Source organism: Mycobacterium sp. IS-1742, assembly GCF_001500125.1.
GTDB lineage: Bacteria > Actinomycetota > Actinomycetes > Mycobacteriales > Mycobacteriaceae > Mycobacterium.
The window spans coordinates 1-14,691 of sequence record NZ_LQIV01000005.1 but is presented as its reverse complement, the minus strand read 5'-3'; the positions used below and the strand labels follow the sequence as shown (position 1 = coordinate 14,691).

Genomic DNA, 14,691 nt, shown 5'->3' with positions numbered 1-14,691 from the left:
CGACCGCTATCTAGGGATCCTCGATGACTGATACCACGTTGCCTCCCGGCGACGAAACCGGAGACCGGATCGAACCGGTCGACATCCAGCAGGAGATGCAGCGCAGCTACATCGACTACGCGATGAGCGTCATCGTCGGTCGTGCGCTGCCCGAGGTGCGGGACGGCCTCAAGCCGGTGCACCGCCGGGTCCTCTACGCGATGTTCGACTCCGGTTTCCGACCGGACCGCGGCCACGCGAAATCGGCACGCTCCGTTGCCGAGACGATGGGCAATTACCATCCGCACGGCGACGCGTCGATCTACGACACCCTGGTGCGCATGGCGCAGCCGTGGTCGCTGCGCTATCCGCTGGTCGACGGGCAGGGCAACTTCGGCTCGCCGGGCAACGATCCGCCGGCGGCGATGAGGTACTGCGTCACCGGCGATGCATTGGTTCGGTTGCCGCTGGGGCAGTCGGTGCGCATCAATGATGTCGTCCCGGGCGCGAAGCCGAACACTGACAATGTCATCGACCTCAAGGTCGTCGACCGCCACGGCGATCCCGTGGCTGCTGACCGGCTGTTCCACTCCGGTGAACAACAGACATTCACGGTGACCACTACGGAGGGGTACACGGTCACCGGCACCGAGAACCATCCGCTGCTCTGCCTGGTGGATGTCGGCGGCGTTCCGACTCTCCTGTGGAAGCTGGTCGAGGAGATTCGACCCGGCGACACCGTGGTGCTCCAACGGACCCCGCCTATGGAGTTTGGTCCGGCCAACTGGCAGGAGACACTCGAGGCCTTGCTTGCAGGAGCCTTCATCAGCGAAGGTTTTATCTCGGACAATCGCGCAGTATTCAACAATCTCGATCGCGACTTCTTCAACATGGTTGTCGCTGCCTATGACGCGGTCGTCGGTGGTCGCCGGTACGTCTCCAGTCGGACGATCGCGTCCGGATCTCTGCTGCACCAACTGGACATCCACAATCTCGATGCCCTGCGCGCTTCGAGGTTGGGAGTCGCAGTGGGTCAGCGATCTGCCGACAAGTTCGTGCCGGACTGGATCTGGCAGTCACCTGCCGCCGTCAAGCGGGTCTTCCTGCAGGCACTGTTCGAAGGTGATGGCTCGTGCTCGAGCCTGCCGCGCAACACCGTTCAGGTGTCGTACTCAACTCAGAGCGAGCGCTTGGCCGCTGACGTCCAGCAGATGCTGCTGGAGTTCGGCATCGTGTCCCGGCGCTACTGCCACGCCGTTGGCGAATACCAGGTGGTGCTCACCAACCGCGCCCAGGCGGAAGTCTTCGCCCGTCAGATCGGCTTCGGCGGGGCGAAGCAGTCGAAGCTGCTCGAAATCCTGGCGGCACTTCCAAGCGACGCTGCGGGTCTCGATCGGGACTTCGTGCCCGGCCTGGCGCGCCTCATCCGCGAGCACGGCGGCGGCCGGTGGGCCGACAAGGAATGGTTGCGCAAGCACAACGTCGATCGCATCTCGCGGTGGCAACGCGACGGTGCTGAAATGCTCAGCCACATCGAGGATCGCGACGTACGGGCCATCGCCACGGAGCTGACCGACGGCCGGTTCTATTACGCCACAGTGGCCTCGGTGACCGATGCCGGCGTTCAACCGGTCTACAGCCTGCGGGTCGACACCGCAGACCACGCCTTCATTACCAACGGGTTCGTCAGCCACAACACCGAAGCGCGGCTGACCCCGCTCGCGATGGAGATGCTGCGCGAAATCGACGAGGAGACAGTCGATTTCATACCGAACTACGACGGCCGGGTGCAGGAGCCGACGGTTCTGCCGAGCCGGTTCCCGAACCTGCTGGCCAACGGTTCCGGCGGTATCGCGGTCGGTATGGCGACCAACATCCCGCCGCACAACCTGCGCGAGCTGGCCGAGGCCGTCTACTGGTGCCTGGAGAACTTCGAGGCCGACGAGGAGACCACCCTCGCCGCGGTGATGGAACGGGTCAAGGGTCCGGACTTCCCCACCTACGGACTGATCGTGGGCAGCCAGGGCATCGAGGACACCTACAAGACCGGCCGCGGGTCGGTGAAGATGCGCGGCGTCGTCGAGATCGAGGAGGACAGCCGCGGGCGTACCGGCATCGTCATCACCGAGTTGCCCTACCAGGTCAACCACGACAACTTCATCACCTCGATCGCCGAACAGGTCCGCGACGGCAAGCTCGCCGGCATCTCCAACATCGAGGACCAGTCCAGTGACCGCGTCGGTCTGCGCATCGTCGTCGAGCTCAAGCGTGACGCCGTGGCCAAGGTGGTGCTGAACAACCTCTACAAGCACACCCAGCTGCAGACCAGCTTCGGGGCCAACATGCTGTCGATCGTCGACGGGGTGCCCCGCACGCTGCGGCTCGACCAGCTGATCCGCTACTACGTCGACCATCAGCTCGACGTGATCGTGCGGCGCACCCGATACCGGCTGCGCAAGGCCAACGAGCGGGCCCACATCCTGCGTGGTCTGGTCAAGGCGCTCGACGCGCTCGACGAGGTCATCGCCTTGATCAGGGCGTCGCAGACCGTCGACATCGCGCGGGCCGGCCTGATCGAACTGCTCGACATCGACGACATCCAGGCCCAGGCGATCCTCGACATGCAGCTGCGGCGGCTGGCCGCCCTGGAGCGTCAGCGCATCGTCGACGACCTGGCCAAGATCGAAGCCGAGATCGCCGACCTCGAGGACATCCTCGCCAAGCCGGAACGCCAGCGCGCCATCGTGCGTGACGAGCTCAAGGAGATCGCCGACAAGTACGGCGACGACCGACGGACCCGCATCATGCCCGCCGACGGTGAGGTCAGCGACGAGGATCTGATCGCCCGCGAGGACGTCGTCGTCACGATCACCGAGACCGGATACGCCAAACGGACGAAGACCGATCTGTACCGCAGCCAGAAACGCGGCGGCAAGGGTGTCCAGGGCGCCGGGCTCAAGCAGGACGACATCGTCAACCACTTCTTCGTCTGCTCCACCCACGACTGGATCCTGTTCTTCACCACACAGGGCCGGGTCTACCGGGCGAAGGCCTACGAGTTGCCCGAGGCGTCCCGCACGGCCCGCGGCCAGCATGTCGCGAACCTGCTGGCCTTCCAGCCGAATGAGCGCATCGCGCAGGTCATCCAGATCAAGGGCTACGAGGACGCGCCCTACCTCGTGCTGGCCACCCGCAACGGGCTGGTGAAGAAGTCCCGCCTGACCGACTTCGACTCCAACCGCTCCGGCGGCATCGTCGCGGTGAACCTGCGCGACGGCGACGAGCTGGTCGGCGCGGTCCTGTCCTCCTCCGAGGACGACCTGCTGCTGGTGTCGGCCAAGGGGCAGTCGATCCGGTTCTCCGCCACCGACGAGGCGCTGCGGCCGATGGGCCGCGCCACCTCCGGTGTGCAGGGCATGCGGTTCAACGCCGACGACGAACTGCTGTCCCTCAACGTGGTGCGACCGGACACCTATCTGCTGGTCGCGACCAGCGGCGGCTACGCCAAGCGCACCTCGATCGAGGAGTACACCGCGCAGGGCCGTGGCGGAAAGGGCATCCTGACGATCCAGTACGACCGCCGACGTGGCAATCTGGTCGGGGCGTTGATCGTCGATGACGATACGGAGTTGTACGCGATCACCTCGGGTGGCGGTGTCATCCGGACGGCGGCCCGCCAGGTCCGCAAGGCCGGGCGGCAGACGAAGGGCGTTCGGTTGATGAACCTGGGTGAGGGCGACACACTGATTGCCATCGCGCGCAACGCCGAGGCGGGCGACAGCACCGACGAGGTCAACACCGACCCGGATGCGGTCTGATCAGTGAGGAGCCGTAGGTGAGTGCACCGAACGAGCCGGGATTCCCGCGCGGGGGCGACGGGCCCGGGAGCGGGAACGGCTCCCCCACGCCGGGCGCGGGCCGCGACAACGGTTCGCCGGCCGGTCCGGCCGGTCGGGTCGGGACCGAAGGCGGGGACGTCCCGCCCTGGCAGCGCGGCCGCCCCAGCCGCCCGCCGCAGGGTGGGCCGGCCCGGCCGAAGCCCGGCCGCAGCGCGTCGGCCACCCACGCTCCCGGCGCCGAGGCCCGCAACACGAGTCGGTTCCCGGTGAGCGGGTCCGCACCGACCGAGGAGACGCAGGCGCCCGCCGCCCCGGTCCGGACCTCCGAACGCACGGACACCCCCCGTCCCGAGGCGTACGCCAGCGAGCTCCCGGACCTCTCCGGCCCGGTGCCGCGGCCACCGCAGCGCAAGCCGGCCGGTGATCGGCCCGCGGCCGAACCGCCGGCCCGGCCCGCCGCCCGCACGCAGGTGGGTCAGCGGCCCGCCCGCGGCCCGGTGCGTGCCAGCATGCAGATCCGTCGCGTCGATCCGTGGAGCGCGCTGAAGGTCTCGCTCGTGCTGTCGGTCGCGCTGTTCTTCGTGTGGATGATCGCCGTCGCGTTCCTGTACCTCGTGCTCGGCGGGATGGGCGTGTGGGACAAGCTCAACAGCAACGTCGGCGACCTGCTGACCAGCACGAGCGGGTCCGGTGGCGGCGAGCTGGTGTCGAGCGGGACCATCTTCGGCGGTGCCGCGCTCATCGGCCTCGTGAACATCGTGGTCCTCACCGCGATGGCCACCGCCGGGGCGTTCATCTACAACCTCACCACCGACCTCGTCGGCGGCGTCGAGGTGACCCTGGCCGACCGCGACTAGGGATTTGGGGACAGCGGCGCGGTTACGGTAATCTCGCTGCTCGTCCGTAGTGACCACGGGCCTATAGCTCAGGCGGTTAGAGCGCTTCGCTGATAACGAAGAGGTCGGAGGTTCGAGTCCTCCTAGGCCCACTGGAAGGGGGCACCGTGCGATTCGTCCTGGTGCTCGCCGCGGTGGCGGTGTCGGTCTTGGTGTGGCGGTCACGGCACGGCCCCGAGGTGTGGCACGCGCTCGACGAACGGCCAGCCTGACCCGCGAGGGGCCTTAGCTCAGTTGGTAGAGCGCTGCCTTTGCAAGGCAGATGTCAGGAGTTCGAATCTCCTAGGCTCCACACTTGTTTCGTTCCGCCCGACCCGGTCAGGGTTTGGGCGTCACCTCCACGCTCGGCGGCAGCGGCGACGGCTCCGGCTTCATCGAGCGGCGCAGGATCGAGAACGTCACCGCGCCCACCGCCAGTACCCCGGCGCCGATCCCGAGCGCCAGCAGGCGCTTGCGGCGCCGGGTGCGCGCGCGTGCGCCCGTGAGGGCCTCGGGAAGACCGCTCACCGCCTCCTGGACGGCCGCGAGCTCGGCGACGAGGGTGCTCTGGGCGGCGGCGAGTTCCCGGCGCAGCTGGCCGTTGCGGTAGCGCCGGCGTAGTTCCGCCGCGGTGGCCTGCGCGGAATCCGCGCCCATCCCCAGCACGCCCCGGGTCACGTCGACGGGTCCGACCGCGGTGTACCGCAGGCCCTGGGCCAACCGCTGCCGCGGAGTCAGTGGCTTCACGCTCATCGGGACCTCTTTCACGGCGATGGGACCGGTCGGTGGCAAGGAACGGGTGGGTACAGCCTGCCACCACAGGGTGCGGTGTCGACGCCCAATCGGCGGATGGCACACTGACATCCCGTGACGAGCCCCATTCAGACCGCGACGGCGACCCTGCACACCAATCGTGGCGACATCAAGATCGCCCTGTTCGGAAACCACGCACCCAAGACGGTGTCGAACTTCGTCGGCTTGGCGCAGGGCACGAAGGACTACAAGGGCGAGAACGCCTCCGGCAGCACGTCGGGCCCGTTCTACGACGGCGCGGTGTTCCACCGGGTCATCGACGGGTTCATGATCCAGGGCGGCGACCCGACCGGCACCGGCCGTGGTGGGCCGGGCTACCAGTTCGCCGACGAGTTCCACCCCGAGTTGCAGTTCGACAAGCCCTACCTGCTGGCGATGGCCAATGCCGGACCGGGCACGAACGGTTCGCAGTTCTTCATCACCGTGGGCAAGACCCCGCACCTCAACCGCCGCCACACCATCTTCGGTGAGGTCGTCGACGCCGAGTCGCAGAAGGTGGTCGACGCGATCGCCACGACCGCGACCGACCGCAACGACCGCCCGACCGATCCGGTGGTCATCGAATCGGTCACCATCAGCTGACCGACCGCGCCCGTCACCGCGGGCCGGTGTAGCCGGCCGCGGTGAGGGCGTCGAGCACGTCGAGTGGGTCGGTTCCCAGGTCCCACCGCGTGAACACGTGCAGCCGGTCGTCGGCTGTGTCGATCTCCAGGAGCCGCATCGTGCGGGCCAGGCGCCGGAACTCGGTGATCCGCACGAGTTCGATGTCGGCGCGCCCGAACACGCTGGTGCGCCACCAGCCGCGCACCGCCACGCCCTCGGGTGTGATTGCCAGCTTCGGTCGTGCCCGCCACGACAAGATTGCAAACGTGATCAATCCCACTGCGGCAATCCCGGTGAGAATCCTGCCCGGGGGGTCTGTGACAACAGTCACAGCCGCGGTAGCCATCAACACACCCACGAGGCCGCAACCTGCGATTCCCGCCGCAGGGGGGCTCCACTCAGTTTGCTGCATGCGTTCTGCACACCCTTTTACCGTTGCCGATGGGGTTATCCACAAGTGCTATCCCCAATGGGGATGAACTACACGGATGTGATTGCGCGGGCCCATCGTTGCTGTGTTACCGGCCGACCGGGCGCGAAATGAATTCATTTCGCCGTTCTGCGGGTCAGCGCCAGCGCATCGTGAGCAACAGACCCGTGATCATGAAGGCAAACGCGATCGCGTAATTCCACGGGCCGAGGTCGGCCATCCACTGCAGCATGCCCGGGGCGTCGACCGGATTGGTGGCGGCGAGCTGGAAGACCAGCAGCCAGATCAGCCCGATGAGCATCAGGCCCACGAACAGCGCGACGAACCACACGCTCGACGGGCCGGCCTTCACCTTCACCGGAGTCCGGCTCACCGGGTTGATGGTGAAGTCGTTCTTCTTGCGGACCTTCGACTTGGGCATGGTCACCTTCGTGGCTGTCGGCGTCGCAGTTCCACCGGTGCGCTGACCGGCTCCGAGATGCGACGATGGTGCAGATGCCCCCTGAGCCTAACGCAGGACCGGACCGGGGAACGCCGCCCACGGAGTCGGCGGCCCCCGCCGCCCCGGCGCGTACCCGCCCCGGCCGACCCTCCGGCTGGCGCTTCGGGGTGCCGATGGTGTGTCTGGCCGCGGGCCTGTTGCTGGCCGCCACCCACGGGGTGTCCGGCGGCGACGAGATCCGCCGCAGCGACGCGCCACGGCTCGTCGACCTCGTCCGCGAGGCGCAGCAGTCCGTCGACCGGCTCGGCGCCGAACGCGACGGCCTGTCGGCGGAGGTCGACGGACACCACGGCGGAAGCCCGGGGACCGAGTCGGCGCTGACCGCGATCACGAACCGGTCGGCGGCCCTGGCCGCCGACGCGGGGCTGAACCCGGTGAAGGGGCCCGGCCTGACCGTCACCCTCAACGACGCCCAGCGCGACGCCGAGGGGCGTTTTCCCAGGGACGCCTCCCCCGACGACCTGGTGGTCCACCAACAGGACATCCAGGCCGTCCTCAACGCGCTGTGGAGTGCGGGGGCCGAGGGCGTCCAGATGCAGGACCAACGGATCATCGCCACGTCCGCACCCCGCTGCGTCGGCAACACGCTGCTGCTCAACGGGCGCACGTACAGCCCGCCCTACGTCATCACCGCGATCGGCGACGCCGACGCCATGCGGGCCGCGCTGTCGGCGTCGCCGCTGGTGGCGCTGTACAAGCAGTACGTGGTGCGGTTCGGCCTCGGCTACACCGAGGAGCCTCGCGCCGAGGTCGAACTGGTCGGGCACACCGAACCGGTGCGGATGAAATTCGCGCAGCCGATCGGACCCGTCGGGTACTGAACCCCGGAGGTAACCTGGCCGGATGCAGTTCTTGGTCGTCGACAATTACGACAGCTTCGTGTTCAACCTCGTCCAGTACCTCGGGCAGCTCGGGGTGGACGTGACCGTCTGGCGCAACGACGACAGCCGCCTGGGCACCGACGCCGACATCGCCCGGGCCGCCGAGGACTTCGACGGGGTGTTGCTGAGTCCCGGCCCGGGCACGCCCGAGCGCGCCGGGGCCTCGATCTCGCTGGTCCACGCGTGCGCGGCGGCGGGCACTCCCCTGCTCGGTGTGTGCCTGGGCCACCAGGCGATCGGCGTGGCGTTCGGCGGCACCGTCGACCGTGCGCCGGAGTTGCTGCACGGTAAGACCAGCGTCGTGCACCACACGAACACGGGTGTGCTGAAGGGACTGCCGGACCCGTTCACCGCCACGCGGTACCACTCGCTGACGATCCTCCCCGAGACGATGCCCGACGAACTCGAGGTCACCGCCCGCACCCCGGGCGGCGTGATCATGGGTGTGCGCCACACCGAATTGCCCATCCACGGTGTGCAGTTCCACCCCGAGTCGATCCTCACCGAAGGCGGCCACCGGATGCTGGCCAACTGGCTCGGCTACTGCGGCAGCGCCCCGGACGAGGCACTGGTCCGCCGCCTCGAGGACGAGGTCGCCACCACGGTCGCGTCGGCTACGACGCGAAGTTCAGCGTGATCCTGCTGTCGAAGTTGACGCCCGCGCCCGGCGGCGGGGTCTGACGGACCACCGCGTTGGTGCGCTGACCGCTGTTCGGCACGTCACCGCCCTTGTCGAGCACACCCGTCCACCCCAGCGCGCGCAGCCGCGGTTCGGCATCGGTCCAGAACTGACCCGTGAGGTCGGGCATCACGAACTGGTTGCCGCGGGAGACCTGAAGCTGGATCAGGGTGTCCACCGGGACGTTCTCGCCGGCCGCCGGGCTGGTGCCGAGGACCTGGCCGGCCGGTTCGGTGCTGTCGACCTCGGCGGGCACCGAGTTGCTGAAACCCGACGCGGTGAGGATCTGCCGCGCGGTGTCGACCGTCTGCCCGACGACCTCGGGAACAGACCGGCTCTGGGGGCCCGAGCCGATGATGATCGTGATCTCGTTCGTGATCGCCGACGTCTGGTTGGCCGGCGGGTTGGTGGCCATCACCCGGTCCTTGAGTTCTGGGGTCGACGGCGAGGCCTGCTGGCGGAAGCGTCCGAATCCGGCGTCGGTGAGTTTGCGGACCGCCTCGGCGTAGGTCAGCGACTTCACGTCGGGCACCTCGCGCTGTTCCGGCCCGGTGGAGACGTTGATGGTGATCTCTTCGCCGGCGTCGACTTCGGTGTTCGCCTCCGGCGAGGTGTTGATCACGTGGTCGGGCGCCACCTCGGAGTTCGGCTCGTTCTGGGTGCGCACCGCGAAGCCGGCGTTCTGCAGCTGCGCGATCGCGTCGGCGGACACCTCGCCGCGCACATCGGGCACCTGGACCGCGCGGGTCTCCCCGCCGTAGGTGTTGATGGCCACCGCGACCACGACGGTCAGCACCGCCAGGACGGCGACCGCGGCGAGCCAACGCCCGATCGAGCCCCCGCGGTTGCGCTCCACCAGCCGCGGCTCCGGACGCGGCATGTGCGTGATGGGTTCGGTGCGGTCGGGATGCGGCGCCGCGGCGAGCATGGACGTCCGCTCAGCGTCGGTGAACACCTTCGGCGCCTCGGGCGGCTCGCCGCTGTGCACCCGCACCAGATCGGCCCGCAGCTCGGCGGCGGTCTGGTAGCGGTTGTCGGGGTTCTTCGCGAGCGCCTTGAGCACCACGGCGTCGAGATCGCGCGAGATGCCCGCATGGCGCTGTGACGGCGGCACCGGATCCTCGCGAACGTGCTGATAGGCGACTGCGACCGGGGAGTCACCGACGAACGGCGGTTCGCCGGTGAGCAACTCGTAGAGCACACAGCCCAGCGAGTAGACGTCGGAGCGGGCGTCGACCTTCTCGCCGCGGGCCTGCTCGGGCGACAGGTACTGGGCGGTGCCGATCACCGCGGCGGTCTGGGTGACGCTGTTCGCGTCGGCGAGCGCCTTGGCGATGCCGAAATCCATCACCTTCACCGCGCCGGTCTTGCTGATCATGATGTTGGCGGGTTTGACGTCGCGGTGGATGGTGCCGTGCTGGTGGCTGAAGTTCAGCGCCTGGCAGGCGTCGGCGATGACCTCCAGCGCCCGCTTCATGGGCATCGGCCCCTCGGAGTGCACGATGTCGCGAAGCGTGACGCCGTCGACGTACTCCATCACGATGTACGGCAGCGGCCCGGTCGGCGTCTCGGCCTCCCCGGTGTCGTAGACCGCGACGATCGCGGGGTGGTTCAGCGCCGCCGCGTTCTGCGCCTCACGCCGGAACCGCAGATAGAAGCTCGGGTCGCGGGCCAGGTCGGCGCGCAGCACCTTGATCGCGACGTCGCGGTGCAGCCGCGTGTCACGGGCGAGGTGGACTTCCGACATCCCGCCGAAGCCGAGGATCTCCCCCAGTTCGTAGCGGTCGGACAGGTGCTGTGGGGTGGTCATGTCTGTGTTCGGGGCCATGTCTGTGCTGGGGCGGGCAGCGCCCTGAGGTGCGTGGATGCGGCGGCCGCGTCGGGGCGGACCGCCCCGGAGGTGTCTCCACCATGACCGATGACCGCCGGGGAGGTCCAATCGGGCATCCATTCGGGCATGGCTGCGGGCGACTGGTAGGGCGTGGTCTCGGTGATGGTGTTCGTCACCGTCGGCGGCGGCAACTCGCGGTCCTTGCGGTCCTGGGCGTTGAGCACGATCAGGATCGCGATGACGATGGCGAGCGCACCGAGCACCCCGGCGGCCCACAGCAGCGCGCGCTGCCCGGACGAGAACGTGCGCCGCGGCGGGGGCGGCCGGTGGATTGCGCCCGTGGGCCGCGCCCTGGCGGCGGTGACCGGCGCGCGGCCGGTGAGGTCGGCGGCGGCGCGGGCCTGCGCGGCCGACGGAACGGCGGCGGGGGTGGCACGACCGAGGGTCGGCGCCTGGTTCGGCCGCGGTGGACGGCGACCGGACCGCACGGCCGCGACGGCGTCGGCGAACGGGCCGCCGGAGCGGTACCGCATGCCGGGGTTCTTCACCAGCGTGATCTCGATCAGTTCGCGCACGTTGGGCGGCAGATCCGCGGGCAGCGGCGGCGGCGTCTCCTTGATGTGTTTCATCGCCACGGTCAGCGCCCCGTCACCGGTGAAAGGCCGCTTGCCGGAGACGGATTCGTAGCCGACGACGCCGAGTGCGTAGACGTCGCTGGCCGCGGTCGCGTCGTGGCCCAGCGCCTGTTCGGGCGCGATGTACTGCGCGGTGCCCATCACCATGCCGGTCTGGGTGACCGGGGCCGCGTCGACGGCCTTGGCGATCCCGAAGTCGGTGAGCTTCACCTGACCGGTCGGGGTGATGAGGATGTTGCCGGGTTTGACGTCGCGGTGCACCAGACCCGCGGTGTGCGCGACCTGCAGTGCGCGCCCGGTCTGTTCCAGCATGTCCAGCGCGTGCCGCAGGGACAGCCGGCCGGTGCGCTTGAGCACCGAGTTCAGCGGCTCCCCGTTGACGAGTTCCATCACCAGGTAGGCGGTGCGGCCCTCCCCGTCCATGTCGGTCTCGCCGTAGTCGTAGACGCTGGCGATGCCGGGGTGGTTGAGCATCGCGACGGTGCGCGCCTCGGCGCGGAACCGTTCGACGAACTCGGGGTCGGTCGAGTACTCGGCCTTGAGGACCTTGATGGCGACGCGGCGGCCCAGGCGGCTGTCCACGGCTTCCCAGACCTGACCCATACCGCCGGTGGCGATCAGCCGCTGGAGCCGGTAGCGGCCGGAGAGGGTGACGCCGACGCGGGGGCTCATGAGCCCTCCCGCAATGCCGCGGCGATGGTGGCCCGGCCGATCGGCGCGGCCACCTGTCCCCCGGTGGCCGAGAGCCGGTTGCCGCCGTTCTCGACCAGCACGGCCACGGCGACCTTCGGGGCCTGCGCCGGTGCGAAGGCGATATACCAGGCATGGGGCGGAGTGTTGCGGGGATCAGTCCCGTGTTCCGCCGTGCCCGTCTTCGAAGCGATCTGCACGCCGGCGATGGCTCCCTTCTGCTGCGTCTGCTGCTCGGCGCCGACCATCAGATCAGTCAGTGTAGCCGCGACCTCGGGTGTCACCGCCCGGCGCTCTTCGACCGGATCGGTCGTCGTGAGGTTTGCCAGGTCGGGTCCCCGCAGGCTGTCGACCAGGTAGGGCCGCATGGTCACCCCTTCGTTCGCGACGGTGGCAGCGACCATCGCGTTCTGCAGCGGTGTCAACGCCACGTCCCGCTGCCCGATGCTCGACATGCCGAGTGCGGCGGCGTCGCCGATGGGACCCACCGTGGATTCGGCCACCTGCAGCGGGATCGGCGCGGCCGGGGTGTCGAGCCCGAAGGCCGCGGCGGTCCTCTTCAACGCCTCCGCCCCGTTGTCGATGCCCATCTCGACGAAGGCGGTGTTGCACGACCGGGCGAACGCTTCACGCAGCGGCGCGGTGGGCCCGCCGCCGCAGGCGGAGCCGCCGAAGTTCTCCAGCGTCACCGAGCTGTTGGGAAGCGGGACGCGTGGCGCGGCGGTCAGCGGGGTGTCCGGGGTCGCGCCGTTCTCCAGGGCGGCCGCGGTGGTGATCACCTTGAACGTCGACCCGGGCGGGTAGGTCTCCGAGATCGCCCGGTTCAGCAGCGGGTTGTCCGGGTTGTCCCGCAACTGCTGCCACGCCGCGGTCTGCTCCTCGACGTCGTGGGTCGCCAGCAGGTTCGGGTCGTAGGACGGTGCGGACACCATCGCCAGGATCTTGCCCGTCGACGGCTCCAGGGCGACGACCGAACCCTTGCACGGGCCGTTGCAGCCCTGCTCCATCGCCTCCCAGGCGGCCTGCTGCACCTGCGGGTTGATCGTGGTGACCACGTTGCCGCCGCGCGGATCCCGGCCGGTGAAGAAGTCGGCCAGCCGGCGGCCGAAGAGCCGCTCGTCCGACCCGTTGAGGATCGTGTCCTCGGCCCGTTCGAGGCCGGTGCTCGAATACGTCAGCGAGTAGAAGCCGGTGACGGGCGCGTAGGCGGGCGCGTTGGGATACACGCGCAGGAACCGGAACCGGCCCGGGGTGGCGACCGAATACGCCAGCAGCTGACCGCCCGCGGTGATCTGGCCGCGCTGGCGGGAGTACTCGTCGAGCAGCACGCGCTGGTTGCGGGGGTCGGTGCGCAGCCCGTCGGCGGTGAAGACCTGGGTGATGGTGGCGTTGCCGAGCAACAACACGATCAGCACCATGATCGTGACGGAGATGCGCCGCAGTGAGGTGTTCATACCTTGTCGATCACCTCGGTGCTGGCGGCGGCGATCGGTGTCTGCGGCAGCGGTTTGGTGCTGATCGGCCTGCGTGCGGCGTGCGAGATGCGCAGCAGGATGGCCAGCAGCAGATAGTTGGCCAGCAGTGAGGAACCGCCGTAGGACAGCCACGGCGTGGTGAGCCCGGTCAGCGGAATCAGCCGGGTCACGCCGCCGACCACGATGAACAACTGGATCGCCAGCGTCGACGCCAGTCCGGCGGCGAGCAGCTTGCCGAAGCTGTCGCGCACGGCGATCGCGGTGCGGAGGCCCCGGATGACGAGGATCGTGTACAGCATCAGCACCGCGGAGAACCCGACCAGGCCGAGTTCCTCGCCGATCGCGGCGATGATGAAATCCGTCGACGCCGCGGGCACCGTACCCGGCTGGCCGTTGCCCAGGCCGGTGCCGAAGACGCCGCCGGTGGCGAAGCTGAACATCGACTGCACGAGTTGGTATCCCGCGCCCTCCGGATCGGCGAACGGGTCCAGCCACGTCTGCACCCGCACGCGGACGTGGCCGAAGAGGTAGTACGCCACGACGCAGCCCACCGCGAAGAGGCTCAGTCCGATCGCCACCCAGCTGACCCGGTCGGTAGCGACATAGAGCAGGATCAGGAACGACGTGTAGAGCAGCAGTGAGGTGCCGAGGTCCTTCTCGAACACCATCACCCCGATGGAGGCGATCCACGCCGCGAGCAGCGGCGCCAGATCGCGCGGCCGCGGCAGCGTCATCCCGAGGAAGTGCTTGCCCGCGCTGGTGAACAGTTCGCGTTTGTCGACCAGCACGGCGGCGAAGAAGATCAGCAACAGGATCTTGGAGAACTCCGCCGGCTGAATCGAGAAGCCCGGCAACTCGATCCAGATCTTGGCGCCGTTCTGCTCCGACATCGACGCGGGGAGCACCGCCGGGATGGCCAACAGGATCAGGCCGCTGAGCCCGCAGACGTAGCCGTACCGGGCCAGCATCCGGTGATCACTGAGAAACGTGATGACACAGGCGAATCCGATGACCCCAACCAGGGTCCAGAGCATCTGCTGGTTCGCGGTGCCGCCCAGGCCCCGTCCGGTCAGCTCGCCCTGGGCGAGGTCGAGGCGGTGGATCATCACCAGACCCAACCCGTTGAGCAGCGCGACGACCGGCAGCAGGAGCGGGTCGGCGTAGGGCGCGTAGCGGCGCACGGCGAGGTGGGCGCCGGCGAACAACGCGAGGTATCCGGCGGTGTACTGCGCCAGATCCCAGCTGATGCCCTGTTCCTGGTTGGCCTCCACCATCAGCAGCGCGACGGTGGTGATGACCGCGGCGAAGGCCAGCAGCAGCAGCTCGGCGTTGCGCCGATTCGGCAGCGGCGGGGTGACCGTCACCGGCGACTGCGGCTGGGTGGTCATGATGCCGCCCGGCAGGTCGTTCCCGGTTGTGGTGGCGGGGGAGGCAACGCAGTCACGGTGGGCGACGGGGG

Annotated in this window: 12 protein-coding genes and 2 tRNA genes; 7 read left to right on the top strand and 7 right to left on the bottom strand. The window is 68.8% G+C overall.

Features of this window, described 5'->3' with window-relative positions:
• The first annotated feature begins 23 nt into the window (after positions 1–23).
• From gyrA to AU196_RS04380, 4 genes are all read left to right on the top strand, one after another.
• The gene (gyrA, locus tag AU196_RS04395) at positions 24–3,797 is read left to right on the top strand and encodes an intein-containing DNA gyrase subunit A (RefSeq protein WP_059093883.1); all 3,774 of its coding nucleotides are present in this window, start codon (positions 24–26) and stop codon (positions 3,795–3,797) included.
• Positions 3,798–3,814: 17 nt separating this feature from the next.
• The gene (locus AU196_RS04390) at positions 3,815–4,675 is read left to right on the top strand and encodes a DUF3566 domain-containing protein (RefSeq protein ID WP_059093882.1); all 861 of its coding nucleotides are present in this window, start codon (positions 3,815–3,817) and stop codon (positions 4,673–4,675) included.
• Positions 4,676–4,732: 57 nt separating this feature from the next.
• A tRNA-Ile gene (locus tag AU196_RS04385) sits at positions 4,733–4,806 on the top strand.
• Positions 4,807–4,933: 127 nt separating this feature from the next.
• Positions 4,934–5,006: transfer RNA gene (locus AU196_RS04380), tRNA-Ala, on the top strand.
• A gap of 26 nt (positions 5,007–5,032) precedes the next feature.
• Here AU196_RS04380 and cwsA read toward each other — a convergent pair.
• Positions 5,033–5,446 (bottom strand): cell wall synthesis protein CwsA, encoded by a 414-nt coding sequence (gene cwsA, locus AU196_RS04375; protein WP_059093881.1) that lies wholly within the window; start codon positions 5,444–5,446, stop codon positions 5,033–5,035.
• 114 nt (positions 5,447–5,560) lie between these two features.
• Here cwsA and AU196_RS04370 point away from each other — a divergent pair, with 114 nt between their 5' ends.
• Positions 5,561–6,088: a peptidylprolyl isomerase gene (locus AU196_RS04370; protein ID WP_059093880.1), complete on the top strand. Its 528-nt coding sequence runs from the start codon at positions 5,561–5,563 to the stop codon at positions 6,086–6,088.
• Positions 6,089–6,101: 13 nt separating this feature from the next.
• On the opposite strand, the gene AU196_RS04365 is transcribed toward AU196_RS04370, so the two are convergent.
• Both AU196_RS04365 and crgA read right to left on the bottom strand, forming a co-directional pair.
• Positions 6,102–6,521 (bottom strand): PH domain-containing protein, encoded by a 420-nt coding sequence (locus tag AU196_RS04365; RefSeq protein WP_082695622.1) that lies wholly within the window; start codon positions 6,519–6,521, stop codon positions 6,102–6,104.
• Positions 6,522–6,675: 154 nt separating this feature from the next.
• Entirely contained in the window at positions 6,676–6,960 is a 285-nt protein-coding gene (gene crgA / locus AU196_RS04360) for a cell division protein CrgA (protein WP_059093987.1), read from the bottom strand.
• 65 nt (positions 6,961–7,025) lie between these two features.
• Here crgA and AU196_RS04355 point away from each other — a divergent pair, with 65 nt between their 5' ends.
• The gene (locus tag AU196_RS04355; protein ID WP_059093878.1) at positions 7,026–7,862 is read left to right on the top strand and encodes a DUF881 domain-containing protein; all 837 of its coding nucleotides are present in this window, start codon (positions 7,026–7,028) and stop codon (positions 7,860–7,862) included.
• Between the two features lie 22 nt (positions 7,863–7,884).
• Positions 7,885–8,559 (top strand): aminodeoxychorismate/anthranilate synthase component II, encoded by a 675-nt coding sequence (locus tag AU196_RS04350; RefSeq protein WP_059093877.1) that lies wholly within the window; start codon positions 7,885–7,887, stop codon positions 8,557–8,559.
• On the opposite strand, the gene pknB is transcribed toward AU196_RS04350, so the two are convergent.
• From pknB to AU196_RS04330, 4 genes are read right to left on the bottom strand one after another with little or no spacing between them, the layout of a single operon-like run.
• Positions 8,537–10,411 (bottom strand): Stk1 family PASTA domain-containing Ser/Thr kinase, encoded by a 1,875-nt coding sequence (pknB, locus tag AU196_RS04345; protein ID WP_059093876.1) that lies wholly within the window; start codon positions 10,409–10,411, stop codon positions 8,537–8,539. The two genes, AU196_RS04350 and pknB, sit on opposite strands and share 23 nt — an antisense overlap.
• The gene (locus tag AU196_RS04340) at positions 10,408–11,739 is read right to left on the bottom strand and encodes a protein kinase domain-containing protein (RefSeq protein WP_059093875.1); all 1,332 of its coding nucleotides are present in this window, start codon (positions 11,737–11,739) and stop codon (positions 10,408–10,410) included. The genes pknB and AU196_RS04340 overlap by 4 nt, the downstream gene beginning before the upstream one ends.
• Positions 11,736–13,211: a D,D-transpeptidase PbpA gene (pbpA, locus tag AU196_RS04335; RefSeq protein WP_059093874.1), complete on the bottom strand. Its 1,476-nt coding sequence runs from the start codon at positions 13,209–13,211 to the stop codon at positions 11,736–11,738. Before pbpA ends, AU196_RS04340 begins: the two co-directional genes overlap by 4 nt.
• Positions 13,208–14,620: an FtsW/RodA/SpoVE family cell cycle protein gene (locus AU196_RS04330; protein WP_059093873.1), complete on the bottom strand. Its 1,413-nt coding sequence runs from the start codon at positions 14,618–14,620 to the stop codon at positions 13,208–13,210. Before AU196_RS04330 ends, pbpA begins: the two co-directional genes overlap by 4 nt.
• Between the last annotated feature and the right edge of the window lie 71 nt (positions 14,621–14,691).

What these genes read in the sequence shown, in the direction of transcription:
- gyrA (WP_059093883.1), top strand. Translation starts at nt 24, where the DNA reads ATGACTGATACCACGTTGCCTCCCGGCGACGAAACCGGAGACCGGATC.
- cwsA (WP_059093881.1), bottom strand. Translation starts at nt 5,446, where the DNA reads ATGAGCGTGAAGCCACTGACTCCGCGGCAGCGGTTGGCCCAGGGCCTG.
- AU196_RS04365 (WP_082695622.1), bottom strand. Translation starts at nt 6,521, where the DNA reads ATGCAGCAAACTGAGTGGAGCCCCCCTGCGGCGGGAATCGCAGGTTGC.
- crgA (WP_059093987.1), bottom strand. Translation starts at nt 6,960, where the DNA reads ATGCCCAAGTCGAAGGTCCGCAAGAAGAACGACTTCACCATCAACCCG.
- AU196_RS04355 (WP_059093878.1), top strand. Translation starts at nt 7,026, where the DNA reads ATGGTGCAGATGCCCCCTGAGCCTAACGCAGGACCGGACCGGGGAACG.
- AU196_RS04350 (WP_059093877.1), top strand. Translation starts at nt 7,885, where the DNA reads ATGCAGTTCTTGGTCGTCGACAATTACGACAGCTTCGTGTTCAACCTC.
- pknB (WP_059093876.1), bottom strand. Translation starts at nt 10,411, where the DNA reads ATGACCACCCCACAGCACCTGTCCGACCGCTACGAACTGGGGGAGATC.
- AU196_RS04340 (WP_059093875.1), bottom strand. Translation starts at nt 11,739, where the DNA reads ATGAGCCCCCGCGTCGGCGTCACCCTCTCCGGCCGCTACCGGCTCCAG.
- pbpA (WP_059093874.1), bottom strand. Translation starts at nt 13,211, where the DNA reads ATGAACACCTCACTGCGGCGCATCTCCGTCACGATCATGGTGCTGATC.
- AU196_RS04330 (WP_059093873.1), bottom strand. Translation starts at nt 14,620, where the DNA reads ATGACCACCCAGCCGCAGTCGCCGGTGACGGTCACCCCGCCGCTGCCG.